The organism is Cupriavidus sp. FW216-B1, assembly GCF_058789195.1.
In genome coordinates this window covers 20,113-36,244 of record NZ_JBYTEL010000027.1, presented here as the reverse complement: position 1 = coordinate 36,244, position 16,132 = coordinate 20,113, and the positions used below count along the sequence as shown (strand labels likewise).

The following is a 16,132-nucleotide window of genomic DNA, read 5'->3' as shown; positions in this document are numbered from 1 at the left end:
GCGCGCGGCACCGGCGCGCATGCCATCGTTCCCGACATCCCATCACGCCAGACAAGGAAGCCCCCGCATGCCGTCGCCAATGCCGCAGTCATCCTCCGTTGCAGCCCCGGACCGCCGCCGCTGGCAATTCTGGATCGACCGCGGCGGCACCTTCACCGATGTGGTCGGGCTGCGGCCCGACGGCACGGTGGTCACGCACAAGCTGCTGTCCGAGAACCCGGAGCAATACCGCGACGCGGCCGTGGCCGGCATCCGCCACCTGCTGGGCCTGGCGCCCGATGAGCCGGTCACGCCGGCGCTGGTGGAGGTGGTGAAGATGGGCACCACGGTGGCCACCAACGCGCTGCTCGAGCGCAAGGGCGAGCCGCTGGCGCTGTTCATCACGCGCGGCTTCCGCGACGCGCTGCGCATCGCGTACCAGAACCGGCCGCGCCTGTTCGACCTGAACATCGTGCTGCCCGAGCTGCTCTACCGCGAGGTGGTGGAGGTCGGCGAGCGGCTCGACGCGCGGGGCGGCGTCGTCGCGCCGCTCGCCGAAGCCGCGCTGCGCGCCGACATGCAGCGCGTGTTCGCCGGCGGCATCCGCGCCATCGCCATCGTGTTCCTGCACGGCTACCGCGCGCCGGCGCACGAGCAGGCCGCGGCGCGCATCGCGCGCGAGACCGGCTTCACGCAGATCTCGGTGTCGCACCAGGTGTCGCCGCTGATGAAGCTGGTCTCGCGCGGCGACACCACCGTGGTGGACGCCTATCTCTCGCCGATCCTGCGCCGCTACGTGGAGCAGGTCGAGCAGCAGATGCCCGGCGTGCGGCTGCAGTTCATGCAGAGCAGCGGCGGCCTGACCGACGCGCACCGCTTCCAGGGCAAGGACGCGATCCTGTCCGGGCCGGCCGGCGGCATCGTCGGCATGGTGCGCTCGTCGCAGGGCGCCGGCTTCGGCCGCGTCATCGGCTTCGACATGGGCGGCACTTCCACCGACGTGTCGCATTTCAACGGCAGCCATCCCAACGATTTCGAGCGCGTGTTCGAGACCGCCGTGGCCGGCGTGCGCATGCGCGCGCCGATGATGAGCATCCACACGGTGGCCGCCGGCGGCGGCTCGATCCTGCATTTCGACGGCAGCCGCTTCCGCGTGGGGCCGGACTCGGCCGGCGCCAACCCGGGGCCGGCCAGCTACCGGCGCGGCGGCCCGCTGGCCGTGACCGACTGCAACGTCATGCTCGGCAAGATCCAGCCGCGCCATTTCCCCAGCGTGTTCGGCCCGGGCGCGGACGCGCCGCTGGACCGCGACGCCGTGGTGTCGCGCTTCGCCGAGCTGGCGCGGGCCGTGAGCGCCGCCACCGGCGACGCGCGCAGCCCCGAGCAGGTGGCCGAAGGCTTCATCGAGATCGCGGTCGGCAACATGGCCAACGCGATCAAGCAGATCTCGGTGCAACGCGGCCACGACGTGACCGGCTACACGCTCACCACCTTCGGCGGCGCTGGCGGCCAGCATGCCTGCCTGGTGGCGGACGCGCTCGGCATGCAGACCGTGTTCGTGCACCCGCTGGCGGGCGTGCTGTCGGCCTACGGCATGGGGCTGGCCGACCGCACCGCGATGCGCGAGCGCGCGGTGGAGGCGCGGCTCGATGCCGATGCGCTGCCGGCGCTGCAAGCCACGCTCGACGCGCTGGCGCGGGAAGCGCGCACCGAACTGCTGGAGCAGGAAGTGGCCGACGCGCAGATCGAGGTGGTGCGCCGCGCCCACCTGCGCTACGAAGGCACGGACTCCGCGCTGGTGGTGCCGTTCGGCACGCTGGCCGGCATGCAGGCCGCGTTCGACGCCGCCTACCGCCAGCGCTATGCGTTCCTGATGCAGGGCAAGCCGCTGATCGTGGAAGCGGTCTCGGTGGAAGCCATCGGCAGCAGCGAGCCGCCCGCGGAAAAGCTGCCCGAGCCGGCGCCGCGCGGCGGCGGCCCGGTGCCGGCCGAGCGCGTGCGCATGTTCAGCGGCGGCGCCTGGCACGACACCGGCCTGTTCCCGCGCGACACGCTGCGCCCCGGCGACGTGCTACCCGGCCCGGCCATCATCGCCGAGCGCAACGCCACCACCGTGGTGGAGCCCGGCTGGCAGGCCGAGCTGACCGCGCGCGACCACCTCGTGCTCACGCGCGCGGTGCCGCGCCCGCAGCGCCGCGCCGTGGGCACCGACGCCGACCCGGTCATGCTGGAGGTGTTCAACAACCTGTTCATGTCGATCGCCGAGCAGATGGGCCAGCGGCTGCAGAACACCGCCTACTCGGTCAACATCAAGGAGCGGCTCGACTTCTCCTGCGCCATCTTCGACGCCGCCGGCAACCTGATCGCCAACGCGCCGCACATGCCGGTGCACCTCGGCTCGATGGGCGAGAGCATCAAGACCGTGATCGCGCGCAACGCCGGCGGCATGGCCGACGGCGACGTCTACGTGCTCAACGATCCCTACAACGGCGGCACGCACCTGCCGGACGTGACCGTGATCACGCCGGTGTTCGACCAAGCCGGCCGCGAGATCCTGTTCTACGTGGGCTCGCGCGGCCACCATGCCGACATCGGTGGCATCACGCCGGGCTCGATGCCGCCGGACTCCACCGTGGTGGAAGAGGAGGGCGTGCTGATCGACAACTTCCCGCTGGTCAAGGCCGGCGTGCTCGACGACGCCGGCATGCGCGCGCTGCTGGCCGGCGGGCGCTACCCGGCGCGCAACGTCGACCAGAACATGGCCGACCTGCGCGCCCAGGTGGCGGCCAACGCCAAGGGCGTGGAAGAGCTGCGCAGGATGGTGGCGCAGTTCGGCCTGCCGGTGGTGCGCGCCTACATGGGCCACGTGCAGGACAACGCCGAGGAAGCGGTGCGCCGCGTCATCACCGCGCTCAGGGACGGCGCCTACGATTACCCGCTCGACAACGGCGCGTGCATCCGGGTGCGGGTGACGGTGGACCGGGAACGGCGCGAAGCCGTGGTGGACTTCACCGGCACCTCGGCGCAGCTGCCCAACAACTTCAACGCGCCGCGCGCGGTGTGCATGGCGGCGGTGCTGTACGTGTTCCGCACGCTGGTCGACGAGGACATCCCGCTCAACGCCGGCTGCCTCAAGCCGATCAAGGTGATCGTCCCGGAAGGCTCGATGCTCAACCCGCGCTATCCGGCCTCGGTGGTGTCGGGCAACGTGGAAACCTCGTCGTGCATCACCAATGCGCTGTATGGCGCGCTCGGCGTGGTGGCGGCCAGCCAGGGCACCATGAACAACTTCACGTTCGGCAACGAGCGCTACCAGTACTACGAGACCATCTCGGGCGGCAGCGGCGCCGGCAACGGCTTCGACGGCTGCGACGTGGTGCAGACCAATATGACCAACTCGCGGCTGACCGACCCGGAAGTGCTGGAATGGCGCTTCCCGGTGCGGCTGGAAAGCTACGAGATCCGCCCGGGCTCGGGCGGGGCGGGGCGCTGGCATGGCGGCAACGGCGGCATCCGCCGGGTGCGCTTCCTGGAGCCGATGACCGCCTCGATTCTCTCCAACAACCGCCTGCACGCGCCGTTCGGCATGGCCGGCGGGGCGCCCGGCGCCACCGGGCGCAACTACGTGGTGCGCGCCGACGGGCGGGAAGAGGCGCTCGGCCACGTGGGCCGCTGCGAGATGGCGGCCGGCGACGTGTTCGTGGTCGAAACGCCGGGCGGCGGGGGCTTCGGCGAGGCCTGAGCGGGGCGGGCGGCGGCGGCCCCGGCGGTACTCCGGCAGGCGCTTCGCGCGGCGAGTGGCGATAGCGCCGCTCGTTGGCCCTTGACCGGTCCGTGCCGGTCCGTGCCGGTCCGTGCCGGGGCGCGGCGGGCCGTGCTGCAACGCGGGAAAGGGCGGCCGACAAGGTATAATGCCGGTTTCCCGCCAGCACGGCGCCCCAACCAGCGGCGCCGGCCGGTAGCAGCCCCTACCTCCTGCCCTCCCGACCGCTCAGATCATGGCGCATTTTTCGTGCTTCCCCGGCGCATTGGCCCTTTCCGCCTTTCGCCAGCAACGCCTGCTCACCGCCCTCAAGCAGATCGACGCCGACATCGAGTCGGTTCACGGCCAGTTCTTGCATTTCGTCGATGCCAACGCGCCGCTGTCGCCGGCCGACAGCGAGCGCATCGCCGCGCTGCTGACCTACGGCGCGCCGTTCGAGCCGCAGGCCGAGGGCGACCGCTTCGTGGTGATCCCGCGCTTCGGCACGATCTCGCCGTGGGCCAGCAAGGCCACCGATATCGCGCACAACTGCGGCTTCGGGGAGGTGCACCGCATCGAGCGCGGCATCGAGATCACCGTGATCTGCAAGAAGGGCCTGCTGCGCGGGCGCAAGACGCTGGACGCCGGCACGCGCGCCGCCGTGGCCGCGCACCTGTTCGACCGCATGACCGAGACCGTGGTCGCCGCGCGCGAGGACGCCGCCGCGCTGTTCCAGGAACTGCCCGCCAAGCCGCTGCGCTTCATCGACATCGCTGGCGGCCGCGCCGCGCTGGCGCAGGCCAACGCCGAGATGGGCCTGGCGCTGTCGGAAGACGAGATCGACTACCTGGTCGAGGCCTACGCCAGGCTCGGGCGCAACCCGACCGACGTCGAGCTGATGATGTTCGCGCAGGCCAACAGCGAGCACTGCCGCCACAAGATCTTCAACGCCACCTGGACCATCGACGGCGTGCAGCAGGACAAGTCCCTGTTCGCCATGATCCGCAATACGCACCAGCTCAACCCGCAAGGCTCGATCGTGGCGTACTCGGACAACTCCGCCGTGATGGAAGGCGACGTGGCCGAGCGCTGGTTCCCGCGCGGCGCCGCGCAGAAGTACGGCCGCCACGAGGCGCTCACGCACACGCTGATGAAGGTGGAGACGCACAACCACCCGACCGCCATCTCGCCGTTCCCGGGCGCCTCCACCGGCGCCGGCGGCGAGATCCGCGACGAAGGCGCGACCGGCCGCGGCGCCAAGCCCAAGGCCGGCCTGACCGGCTTCACGGTGTCCAACCTGATGCTGCCGGACGCCGTGCAAAGCTGGGAAAACGCGCGCGACGCCGCCCAGCCGCTAGCGCACCGCAACCCCGACGACAAGGCCGGCCGGGCCGACAACATCACCGGCAAGCCCGACCGCATCGCCTCGCCGCTGCAGATCATGATCGACGGCCCGCTCGGCGGCGCCGCCTTCAACAACGAATTCGGCCGCGCCAACCTGGGCGGCTACTTCCGCGTCTACGAGCAGAACGTGGGCGGCACCGTGCGCGGCTACCACAAGCCGATCATGATCGCCGGCGGCATCGGCAACATCGACGCCGGCCACACCCACAAGAACCCGCTGCCGGCCGGCACGCTGCTGATCCAGCTCGGCGGCCCCGGCATGCGCATCGGCATGGGCGGCGGCGCCGCCAGCTCGATGGCTACCGGCACCAACACCGCCGACCTGGACTTCGACTCGGTCCAGCGCGGCAACCCGGAAATGGAGCGGCGCGCGCAGGAAGTCATCAATGCGTGCTGGCAGCTCGGCGACGACAACCCCATCCTGTCGATCCACGACGTGGGCGCGGGCGGCATCTCCAACGCCTTCCCCGAGCTGGTGGACGGCGCCGGCCGCGGCGCGCGCTTCGACCTGCGCCAGGTGCACCTGGAAGAGTCGGGCCTGAGCCCGGCCGAGATCTGGTGCAACGAATCGCAGGAGCGCTACGTGCTGGCCATCGCGCCGGACTCGTTCCCGCTGTTCCAGGCCATGTGCCAGCGCGAGCGCTCGCCGTTCGCGGTGGTCGGCGTGGCCACCGAGGAACAGCAGCTGCAACTGGTGGACGCGCACGTCGACGCCTCGCTCAAGGAGCACTACGCCGTCGACATGCCGATGGACGTGCTGCTCGGCAAGCCGCCGCGCATGCACCGCGACGTGCGCCATGTCGAGCAGGTGCTGCCGCCGGTGGACGTGACCGGCCTCGCGCTCGACCAGGCCGTGCGCGACGTGCTGCGCCACCCGACCGTGGCCAGCAAGTCCTTCCTCATCACCATCGGCGACCGCACCGTGGGCGGCATGAACGCGCGCGACCAGATGGTCGGCCCGTGGCAGGTGCCGGTGGCCGACGTGGCCGTGACCACGCTCGACTACAAGGGCCGCGCCGGCGAAGCCATGACGATGGGCGAGCGCACCCCGCTGGCCGTGATCGACGCGCCGGCCTCGGGCCGCATGGCCATCGGCGAGGCCCTGACCAACCTGGCCGCCGCGCCGGTCAAGGATCTGGGCAAGGTCAAGCTGTCCGCCAACTGGATGGCCGCCTGCGGCGTGGACGGCGAGGACGCGCGGCTGTACGACACCGTGCACGCGGTCGGCATGGAACTGTGCCCGGCGCTCGGCATCAGCATCCCGGTGGGCAAGGATTCGCTGTCCATGCGCACCAAGTGGGACGACAACGGCATCGCCAGGGAAGTGGTGGCGCCGGTCTCGCTGATCATCTCGGCCTTCGCCGCGGTGGACGACACCGACCGCACGCTGACCCCGCAGCTGCGCACCGACGCCGGCGACACCGTGCTGATCGCCATCGACCTGGGCCGCGGCAAGAACCGCCTCGGCGGCAGCATCCTGGCGCAGGTCACGCAGCAGGTCGGCGACGCCACGCCGGACGTGGACAGCGCCGACGACCTGAAGCACTTCTTCAACGTGATCCAGCGCCTGAACCGCGAAGGCAAGCTGCTGGCCTACCACGACCGCTCCGACGGCGGCTTCATGGCGGCGCTGGCGGAAATGGCCTTCGCCGGCCACTGCGGCGTGTCGCTCAACGTCGACATGCTGGCGCTGGACCCGCAGCAGGAGCAGGACTACGGCGACGCCAAGAACTGGGCCCAGCAGATCGGCGAGCGCCGCAACGACCAGACCCTGCGCGCGCTGTTCTCGGAAGAGCTCGGCGCGGTGATCCAGGTGCGCCTGTCCGAGCGCGACGCCGTGTTCGGCGTGCTGCGCGAAGTCGGCCTGTCGGCCTGCAGCCACGTGGTCGGCAAGCCCAACGCCACCGACCAGATCGAGATCTACCGCGACGCCAAGAAGGTCTTCGGCGCCGCGCGCGGCGAGCTCCAGCGCATCTGGAGCGAGGTGAGCTGGCGCATCGCGCGCCTGCGCGACAACCCGGCCTGCGCCGACAGCGAATACGACCGCCTGCTGGACGCGGCCGACCCCGGCATCTCGCCGGTGCTGACCTTCGACCCGGCCGAGGACATCGCCGCGCCGTTCGTGGCCACCGGCGCGCGTCCCAAGGTGGCGATCCTGCGCGAGCAGGGCGTCAACTCGCAGATCGAGATGGCCTACAGCATGGACCGCGCGGGCTTCGACACGCACGACGTGCACATGAGCGACCTGATCGCCGGGCGCGCCAGCCTGGCCGACTTCAGCGGCTTCGTCGCTTGCGGCGGCTTCAGCTACGGCGACGTGCTGGGCGCCGGCGAGGGCTGGGCCAAGACCATCCTGTTCAACGCGCGCATGGCCGAGCAGTTCGCCGCCTTCTTCAACCGCCAGGACACCTTCGCGCTGGGCGTGTGCAACGGCTGCCAGATGATGAGCAACCTCGCCCCGATCATCCCGGGCGCGGGCGCCTGGCCCAAGTTCACGCGCAACCAGTCCGAGCAGTACGAAGCGCGCTACGTCACCGTGGAAGTGCAGTCCTCGCCGTCGATCTTCTTCGCCGGCATGGAAGGCAGCCGCATCCCCATCGTGGTGGCGCACGGCGAAGGCTTCGCCGACTTCTCGCAGCAGGGCGACCAGAAGCAGGCCCGCGTGGCGCTGCGCTTCGTGGACAACCACGGCGCGCCGACGCAGACCTACCCGCTCAACCCGAACGGCTCGCCGGAAGGCATCACCTCCGTGACCACCACCGATGGCCGTTTCACCGTGCTGATGCCGCACCCGGAGCGCGTGTTCCGCACCGCCACCATGAGCTGGGCGCCCGACGCATGGAAGCAGGTCGCCGACGGCGGCAGCCCGTGGATGCGCATGTTCCGCAACGCCCGCAAGTGGGTGGGCTGAACCGGCGCAGGCTGGTTGCAGTGGAAACGGGCCCTTCGGGGCCCGTTTTTTCATGGAGACGTGGCAGCGCGCGAGACAGGCCATGTCGACATGGGCCGCGCCCGCATCACCCCGCCACCGTGCTCCACGCCTGATAAACGTAATACAGAGGCCGCTGCGGATCGCAGCGGCGCGCCGCGTCCGGCGCGGCGCCGCGCAACTGCATGGTGACGAGCACCATGCGCGCGGCCTTGACCGGCGAGTAGCGGTCGCGCAGCGGCAGCATGGGCAGCACCGCGCGCCATTCCGGCGGCAGGCCGTCGCAGGTGAAGGTGCCGAGCGCGCAGTAGCCCCAACCTTCGGAGGTCAGGTGCCAGAGTCGCCGGAACTGGTTGCGTGCGGGCATGATCTCCCTCGTTCGTCGCGGCGCCCGCCGCGGGAGAGGATGTGCGGGCATGGGCCAGGCCGGCCGCGCCTGGTCGGGCGGCGGCGGGCGAATGGGTTCGATCTTACCCACGGGCGGCCGCGCTGTGAATGCCCCGCGGCGTTGCCGGCCGGAAATGCGTGCGCCGGGCTGCATCCGGCGGCACGCCTGCAGCCATTTCCGGGGCCGGACCGCGCCGGCGTCACCCGCTGCCCGCCGCCGCTCGGCTCCGGACTGCCGGCCTAGATCCCGCTGAACCAGTTGTAGCCCTGGTCTTCCCAGTAGCCGCCGGGATTCTCGTTGGTGACGAACAGCGCGGCGATATGCTTGGGGTTCTTGAAGCCGAGCTTGGTCGGCACGCGCAGCTTGAGCGGATAGCCGTACCTGGGCGGCAGCGGCTCGCTGCCGAAGTCCAGCGCCAGCATGGTCTGCGGGTGCAGCGCGGTCGCCATGTCGAGGCTGGAGTAGTAGCGGTCCGCGCACTTGAAGCCGACATAGCGCGCCGTGGTGTCCGCGCCGATGCGCTGCAGGAACGTGCGCAGCGGCACGCCGCGCCATTCGCCGACGGCGCTCCAGCCTTCGATGCAGATATGGCGCGTGATCTGGCCCGCCTGCGGCAGCGCGCGCAACTGCGCCAGGCTCCAGCTGCGCTTGTCGGCGACGAGGCCGGAGACTTCCAGTCGGTAGTCGCCGCCGTCCACCTCGGGCACGTCGAATTCCTGGTAGAAGGCGTTGAACGGGAACGGCTGCGTGATCTGGCTGCGCGCGTAGGTCGGCGCCAGCCGCGCGCCGCTGAACAGCCACGCCTGCACGCGGTCGTTCCAGCGCGACATGGACCACAGCACCTTGTCCACGGTGTCGCCGTCCTGCAGCGTGCAGCCGGCCAGCATGGACACCGCGCCGAGCGACAGCGACGAGCGCAGGAACATGCGCCGCTGCAGGCGCGCCAGCTGCGGCCGGAAATCCGCCGCGCTGAGGGCCGGCCGCGCCGGCGTGGCGATGACGCCGGCCGCGCGCGGCGCGTCTTCCGTGCGGATGGAATCGGGACGCGCGGCTGGCGTCTTGCCGGACGGCTCGCTCATGCTTCGGCTTCTCCGTGATGGCCGCGCCGCGCGCGGCCGGTGAACATGGGCAACAAGGTGGACGGCACAGCCACGACCAGCGCCAGGTGCACGGCGACGAAACCGACGATGCCGGCCATCGCGAAGAAATGCACGCGGCGCGCGGTGTCGAAGCCGCCGAACAGGCCGGCCAGCCACCAGAGCTGGACCGGCTTCCAGATCGCCAGCCCGGACGCCACCACCAGCACGCCGAGCAGCAGCACCGCCACGTACATCAGCCGCTGCACCGCGTTGTAGGCGCCGGGCCGGTGCGGCAGGCGCAGGCGCAGCGCCAGGCCGGCGTCGCGCAGCGCGGCGCGCGCGCTCAGCGGCAGGAAATGCCGGCGGAAATGGCGCGTGGCCAGGCCGTAGCCGAGATAGAGCAGGGCATTCGCGCCCAGCAGCCACATCGCCGCGAAATGCCAGGCGATCGAGCCGCCCAGCCAGCCGCCGACCGTGGCCCACGCCGGGAAGCGGAAGCCGAACAGCGGCGAAGCGTTGTAGATGGCCCAGCCGCTCATCACCATGCAGGTCATGGCGAAAGCGTTGATCCAGTGCGTGGCGCGCACCGCCAGCGGGTGGACGATGGCGCGCCGCGCGGCGGCGGGAGTCGGCTTGCGCATGGCGCGTGCCTTACATCGGCGGCACGACGCCGTTCTTGCCGGCCGAGACGAAGCGCGCGGTCAGCGCGCCGTCGGCGGCCTTGCTGGCGAACAGCACCACGTGGGCGCCGGGCACCAGCAGCGAGCGGTCGCCCGGCTCCAGGTTGACGATGGGCACGTCGGCGGGGATCACGATGCGCTTTTCGCCTTCGGGGTACTTGACGGTGATGGTGCGGCCGTTGCTGACCACCACGCTGCCCACGGTGCCGTTGGTCATGCTGCTGTTCTTGCCCAGGTCCCAGGCGCGGTGGCCTTCGCCGCTGCCGCGCATGCTGGGCGGGAACACGTGCACTTCCAGCGCCTTGAGCGAGCCGTCGGCCTGCGGGATGGCGGCCGAGCCGATGTAGCTGCCGGCCTTGATCTCGTCGACCTTGGCCAGCGTCACGGCGCGCACGGCGGTGTCCTTGCCCAGGCCCACGTCGAGATCCTGGCCCGAGCGGGTATGCACCTTGAGCGTGTCGCCGGCGAGGGCGGTCACGGTGCCGCGCACGCCGATCGGCGCCGCGGCCGGCGCGGCGGTGGCCTGCGCCTGCGCCGCCGGGGCGCCTGCGAGGGCGGCGCCGGCCAGCAGGGCGGCGGCCAGCACGGTACGGCTCAACTTGCTCGAAACGATGTTCATCCTGCACCTCTGTAAGGGTGGAAACCGAGGTGCAGGTTAGGGCCGCCGGCGGGTCGCGCTGGTGACTTTTTGGTGACAAATTTGTCACTAATTCGCGCGTACCGCTCGCTAGAATGACAGCCATATCCGCACAACCGGGCAGTGCATCATGAGCATCCTCGTCATCGAAGACGATCCCAAGACCGGCGACTACCTGCGCAAGGGCCTGCGCGAAAGCGGCTATGCCGTCGACCTCGCGCGCACCGGCACGGACGGCCTGCACATGGCGCTCGAGCATCCCTACGACCTGGTCGTGCTCGACGTGATGCTGCCCGGCATCGACGGCTGGGAAATCATGCGCACGCTGCGCGCGCGGCGCGACCTGCCGGTCATCTTCCTGACCGCGCGCGACCACGTCAACGACCGCATCCACGGCCTCGAGCTGGGCGCCGACGACTACCTCGTCAAGCCGTTCTCGTTCGTCGAACTGGTGCTGCGCATCCGCACGCTGCTGCGCCGCGGCGTGGTGCGCGAGGCCGAGCTGTTCGAGTTCGCCGACCTCAAGCTCGACGTGCTGCGCCGCAAGGTCACGCGCCAGGGCATGGAGATCACGCTGACCAACAAGGAATTCCTGCTGCTGCACCTGCTGGTCAAGCGCCAGGGCGAGGCGCTGTCGCGCACGCTGATCGCCGCCGAGGTGTGGGACATGAACTTCGACAGCGACACCAACGTGGTGGACGTGGCCATCAAGCGCCTGCGCGCCAAGGTGGACCAGCCGTTCGACAAGAAGCTGATCCACACCGTGCGCAGCATCGGCTATACCTTCGGCGAGGGCGCATGAGCAGCGGCACGGGCACCGGCACGGGCACCGGCACGGGCACCGGCATGGTCACCTGGTACCGGCGGCCGTGGTCGCTCACGGTGCGCACCACGGTGTCGTTCGCGCTGATCGCCTGCGTGGTGATCGGCACGCTGGGCGCGTATTTCTACCAGTCGGTGAAGGCCTCGATGGAGGCGCACGCCGATCTCCAGCTGATCGGGCGCGTGACGCATTTCAGCCGGCTGGCCAGCGACGTCTACACCGTGGCCGAGCTCAAGCACCGCCCGCTGCTGTTCGAGACCATGCTCGGCGCCGAGCGCGACGTGCTGATCTTCCGCCGGCCGGGCGAGGCGCCGTTCATCCGCGTCAACCCGGACGACCTCGCGGTGCCGCCGCAGCTTGCCGCGCTGATGGCCGGCGACGGCAGCGCGCCCACGCGCGAAGCCATCCTGCGCACGCGCCTGCGCGACGGCGTGCCGATCTACTGGGCGGCGGCGCTGGCGCGCTCGAACGAGGACGGCAGCATGGTCGAGGTGATCGCCGCCCATCCGCTGGCCAACGAGATGCAGATGCTCGGCGCCTACCGCGACCGCGTGCTGCTGGCCACGCTGGTGGGCATGCTGGCGGCCACCGCGCTGGCCTTCTTCGCCATCCGGCGCGGGCTGCGGCCGGTGGGCAGCATCGCCGCGCGCGCGGCCGAGATCAGCCCGGCCAGCCTCGACGTGCGCCTCGACGAGCGCGGCGCGCCGGCCGAGCTGCGCGGCCTCGTGGGCGCGTTCAACGCCATGCTCGACCGCCTCGGCGAAGGCTACGAGCGGCTCTCGCAGTTCTCCGCCGACCTCGCGCACGAGATCCGCACGCCGGTCGGCGCGCTGATCGGCCAGACCCAGGTGGCGCTCAGCCAAGTGCGGCGGCCCGAGGAATACGAGGAGGTGCTCGAATCCAACCTGGAAGAACTCAACCGGCTCGGCAACATCGCCGAGAACATCCTGTTCCTGGCCCAGGCCGACCACGCGCGGCTGTCCATCGAGCATGCCGCGGTGGCGCTGCCGGCCGAGCTCAACAAGATCGCCGATTACTTCGAAGGGCTCGCCGACGAGAAGGGCATGCGCTTCGAGGTGGCGGCCGACGGCATGCTGTGGGCGAACCCGCTGCTGTGCCGCCGCGCCATCAACAACCTCGTGGTCAACGCCGTGCGCTACGGCGCGCCGGGCAGCGTGATACGGCTGTGCGGCGCGCGCGAGGCCGGCAGCACCGTGGTGTCGGTGGAGAACCAAGGCGAAGCCATCCCGCGCGAACAGCTGGACCGCCTGTTCGACCGCTTCTACCGCGGCGACGCCGCGCGCAGCCGCGTGGCCGAATCCAACGGGCTCGGCCTGGCCATCGTGCAGGCCATCATGGCGCTGCACGGCGGGCAAGCGGAAGCCACCTGCCCGGCGCCGGGGCGCGTGCGTTTCGCGCTGCGCTTTCCTTCGCATCTGCCTTCGCATCTGCCCCCGCATCTGCCCCCGCATTCTGCTTCGCAACTGTCGCCCGAATCCGCCGCGTAAGGACGCCGGCGCGCGGCGCGCAGGAAACGTCTTGCCACCTTGGCGGAAACGGCTGATGCGCACGCGCCGCATCAGATCGATCGCGCCCGCCGACAGAAACATGCCGCGCATGCTTGGGAAGTGTCTGGTGCGCAAGCCGCATTCGGTCACGTACTATTTCCACGCTGCTGCAACGCATTTTTCGCAGCGATATTCTGGAAGGTAGCGGCAACGAGGCCGGGCAGCCGATGGCACCGTGCCTCGCGGCCATCTTGTCTTAGCCGGTGAAGTCTGCCGGGTGCCGGGCTTGCCTGCCGGGCGCCCGCCGTTTCCCGCCGCGGCCCCCGTGCGGCGAAGGCTAGTGCGCTCGCGCGCCACTCTCCAGCACGCTCCCCCGGCCGCCTGGCGGCCACTGGTCATGGTTTGCCCGAGCATGCCTTCAAACGTCGTCCGCTCCCGTTTCTCCGTCGCCCTCTCGGTGTGGCGCGCCCTGTTCCTGCGCGAGGCCAATGCGCGCCTGGCCACCGAGCGCGGCGCCTGGCTGTGGCTGCTGCTCGAGCCGGCCATCCACATCGGCTTCCTGATGCTGCTGTTCGGCGTGGTGCGCCACGTGCTGATCCCGGGCATGGCGTCCAGCCTGTTCATCCTGGTCGGCATCCTCGGTTTCTTCCTCGTGCGCAACGTCGCCGGCCGCGGCGCCGAGGCGATCAAAGCCAACGCCGCGCTGTTCGCGTACCGGCAGGTGCGCCCGGTCGATGCGGTGCTGGTGCGCACCGCGCTCGAAGGCCTGCTCTACGGGCTGGTGTTCGTCGTGCTGCTGGCCGCCTGCGGCCTGGCCGGCGTGGACGTGTGGCCGCGCGACCCGCTGCAGGTGCTGCTGGCCGCCGCGCTGCTGTGGCTGCTGGGCGTGGGGCTGGCATTGAGCCTCGCCACGCTGGGCACGCTGGTGCCCGAACTGGGCCGCATCGTCAGCCTGTTCTTCGCGCCGCTGTATTTCATCTCCGCGGTGATGTACCCGATCGCCAGCGTGCCGCGCCCGGCGCGCGACTGGCTGCTGCTCAACCCGATCCTGCACGGGCTCGAAGCCATGCGCGGCGGCTTCTTCCCGGCCTATCGCGGGCAGGCCTACGCCAGCCTGTCCTACCTGCTGGCATGGTCGCTCGGCAGCGTCCTGTTCGGGCTGGCCCTGCAGCGGCGCTTCGCCACGCGGCTGGTGGCGCAATGATCAGGATCTCCGGCCTGCACAAGCGCTATCGCGGCGCGCCGACGGACGGCTGGGTGCTGCGCGACGTGTCGCTCGAAATTCCAGCATCGAGCCGGATCGCGCTGATCGGCCGCAACGGCGCGGGCAAGTCCACGCTGCTGCGCCTGATCGGCGGCACCGACACGCCCAACCGCGGCGAAGTGGTGCGGCGCTGCCGCGTGTCGTGGCCGCTCGGGCTCTCCGGCGGCTTCCAGGGCTCGCTGAGCGGGCGGCAGAACGCCAAGTTCGTCTGCCGCATCCACGGCGCGCAGGCGGGGCTGGACGACAAGCTCGCCTTCATCGAGGACTTCGCCGAACTGGGCGCGGCGTTCGACGCGCCGGTCAAGACCTACTCGTCCGGCATGCGCTCGCGGCTGGCCTTCGCGCTGTCGATCGCCTTCGAGTTCGACATGTACCTGGTCGACGAACTGACCGCGGTCGGCGACGCCGCCTTCAACGTCAAGTCCCGCCAGGCCTTCCAGGATCTCGCCGGGCGCGCCGGGCTGGTGATGGTGTCGCACAGCGAATCGACCCTGCGCAGCTATTGCGAATCCGCGGTCTGGCTGCACGAAGGCAGCGCCTACCGTTTCGACAGCGTGGATGACGCCATCCAGGCATACAAGAAGAGCATGACAAGGTGAGCAAGCTGTTCGGGCAACTCAAGCAATGCGGCTGGCTCTGGCGCATCGCCATCGGCGCGTGCCTGCTGGCCGCCGTCTACTGGGGCGTGGTCGCCTCCGACCGCTACGTGTCGGAAGCCAAGGTGGTGGTCGAGCGCAGCGACGCCGTGGGCACCACCGCCACCGACTTCTATGCCTCGCTGCTCGGCGCCAGCGCGGCGCCGCAGGACCTGCTGCTGCTGCGCGAATACCTGCTGTCCGCCGACATGCTCAGGAAGCTCGACACGCGGCTCGCGCTCAAGGCGCACTACAGCAGCGCGCAGCGCGATGCCCTGTCGCGCCTGTGGCCGGCCGACGCCTCGTTCGAGCGCTTCCATGCGTACTACCTCGGGCGCGTGAGCGTGGAATACGACGACTTCTCCCGCACGCTGGTGATCCGCGCGCAGGCCTACACGCCGGCGATGGCGCAGGCCATCGCGCGCCTGCTGGCCAGCGAAGGCGAGCGCTTCATCAACGAACTGGCGCACCGCGTCGCCGGCGAGCAGGTCGTCTACATCGAGAACCAGGTGCGCGTGCTGGGCGAACGCATGAAGGCCGACCGCCAGGCGCTGCTGGCCTACCAGAACGCCAACGGGCTGGTGTCGCCGCGCGGCGACGTCGAGAGCCTCTCCGGCGTGGTGGCCGGCGCCGAGGCGGAACTGGCCGACCTGCGCGTCAGGCGCGCCGCGCTCAAGGACGTCTACACCCCGCAGTCGCCCGCGATCCAGCAGATCGACGCGCAGATCGCCGCCGTGCAGGCGCAGATCGGCGCGCAGCGCGCGCGCATGACCTCGCCCAGGAACCGCGCGCTCAACCAGGTGGTGGAAGAGCACGAACGCCTGCAGGCCGCCGCCGGCTTCAGCCAGGACCTCTACAAGACCGCGCTCGGCGCGCTGGAGAAAGCGCGCATGGAAGCCACGCGCAAGCTCAAGAACGTGGCCGTGGTGCAAAGCCCCACGCTGCCCGAATATCCGCTGCAGCCGCGCCGCGTCTACAACATCGCCGTGTTCGTGCTGGCGGCGCTGGCGCTGGCCGGCGTGCTCCAGCTGCTCGGCGCCATCATCCGCGATCACCGGGACTAG

At 70.6% G+C, this 16,132-nt stretch carries 11 protein-coding genes; 7 read left to right on the top strand and 4 right to left on the bottom strand.

From position 1 onward, the window contains the following. Positions 1-79: 79 nt before the first annotated feature. Entirely contained in the window at positions 80-3,721 is a 3,642-nt protein-coding gene (locus tag AC3WXD_RS31565) for a hydantoinase B/oxoprolinase family protein (RefSeq protein WP_492325406.1), read from the top strand. Between the two features lie 256 nt (positions 3,722-3,977). Then, the gene (gene purL / locus AC3WXD_RS31560; protein WP_492325405.1) at positions 3,978-8,036 is read left to right on the top strand and encodes a phosphoribosylformylglycinamidine synthase; all 4,059 of its coding nucleotides are present in this window, start codon (positions 3,978-3,980) and stop codon (positions 8,034-8,036) included. Positions 8,037-8,142: 106 nt separating this feature from the next. On the opposite strand, the gene AC3WXD_RS31555 is transcribed toward purL, so the two are convergent. From AC3WXD_RS31555 to AC3WXD_RS31540, 4 genes are all read right to left on the bottom strand, one after another. Further along, on the bottom strand, positions 8,143-8,421 hold the full coding sequence (locus AC3WXD_RS31555; RefSeq protein ID WP_492325404.1) for a hypothetical protein: 279 nt from the start codon (positions 8,419-8,421) through the stop codon (positions 8,143-8,145). 260 nt (positions 8,422-8,681) lie between these two features. Further along, a complete protein-coding gene (locus AC3WXD_RS31550) occupies positions 8,682-9,521 on the bottom strand; it encodes a molybdopterin-dependent oxidoreductase (protein ID WP_020203687.1) in 840 nt (279 codons plus the stop codon). Next, the gene (locus AC3WXD_RS31545; protein ID WP_492325403.1) at positions 9,518-10,162 is read right to left on the bottom strand and encodes a cytochrome b/b6 domain-containing protein; all 645 of its coding nucleotides are present in this window, start codon (positions 10,160-10,162) and stop codon (positions 9,518-9,520) included. The genes AC3WXD_RS31550 and AC3WXD_RS31545 overlap by 4 nt, the downstream gene beginning before the upstream one ends. A 10-nt stretch (positions 10,163-10,172) precedes the next feature. After that, a complete protein-coding gene (locus AC3WXD_RS31540; protein ID WP_020203685.1) occupies positions 10,173-10,820 on the bottom strand; it encodes a hypothetical protein in 648 nt (215 codons plus the stop codon). A gap of 148 nt (positions 10,821-10,968) precedes the next feature. Between AC3WXD_RS31540 and AC3WXD_RS31535 the strand changes: the two genes are divergently transcribed. From AC3WXD_RS31535 to AC3WXD_RS31515, 5 genes are all read left to right on the top strand, one after another. After that, complete coding sequence (locus AC3WXD_RS31535) at positions 10,969-11,640, top strand: heavy metal response regulator transcription factor (RefSeq protein ID WP_020203684.1); 672 nt, start codon at positions 10,969-10,971, stop codon at positions 11,638-11,640. Between the two features lie 44 nt (positions 11,641-11,684). Continuing rightward, positions 11,685-13,169 carry a heavy metal sensor histidine kinase gene (locus AC3WXD_RS31530; RefSeq protein WP_492325421.1) on the top strand — a complete coding sequence of 495 codons (1,485 nt, stop codon included), beginning with the start codon at positions 11,685-11,687 and terminating at the stop codon, positions 13,167-13,169. A 412-nt stretch (positions 13,170-13,581) separates the two neighbouring features. After that, positions 13,582-14,373, top strand: coding sequence for an ABC transporter permease (locus tag AC3WXD_RS31525; RefSeq protein ID WP_492325402.1), 792 nt, complete (start codon positions 13,582-13,584; stop codon positions 14,371-14,373). Beyond that, positions 14,370-15,032: an ABC transporter ATP-binding protein gene (locus tag AC3WXD_RS31520; RefSeq protein ID WP_020203681.1), complete on the top strand. Its 663-nt coding sequence runs from the start codon at positions 14,370-14,372 to the stop codon at positions 15,030-15,032. Before AC3WXD_RS31525 ends, AC3WXD_RS31520 begins: the two co-directional genes overlap by 4 nt. Next, complete coding sequence (locus tag AC3WXD_RS31515) at positions 15,029-16,132, top strand: KpsE/RkpR family capsule polysaccharide export protein (RefSeq protein WP_492325401.1); 1,104 nt, start codon at positions 15,029-15,031, stop codon at positions 16,130-16,132. The genes AC3WXD_RS31520 and AC3WXD_RS31515 overlap by 4 nt, the downstream gene beginning before the upstream one ends.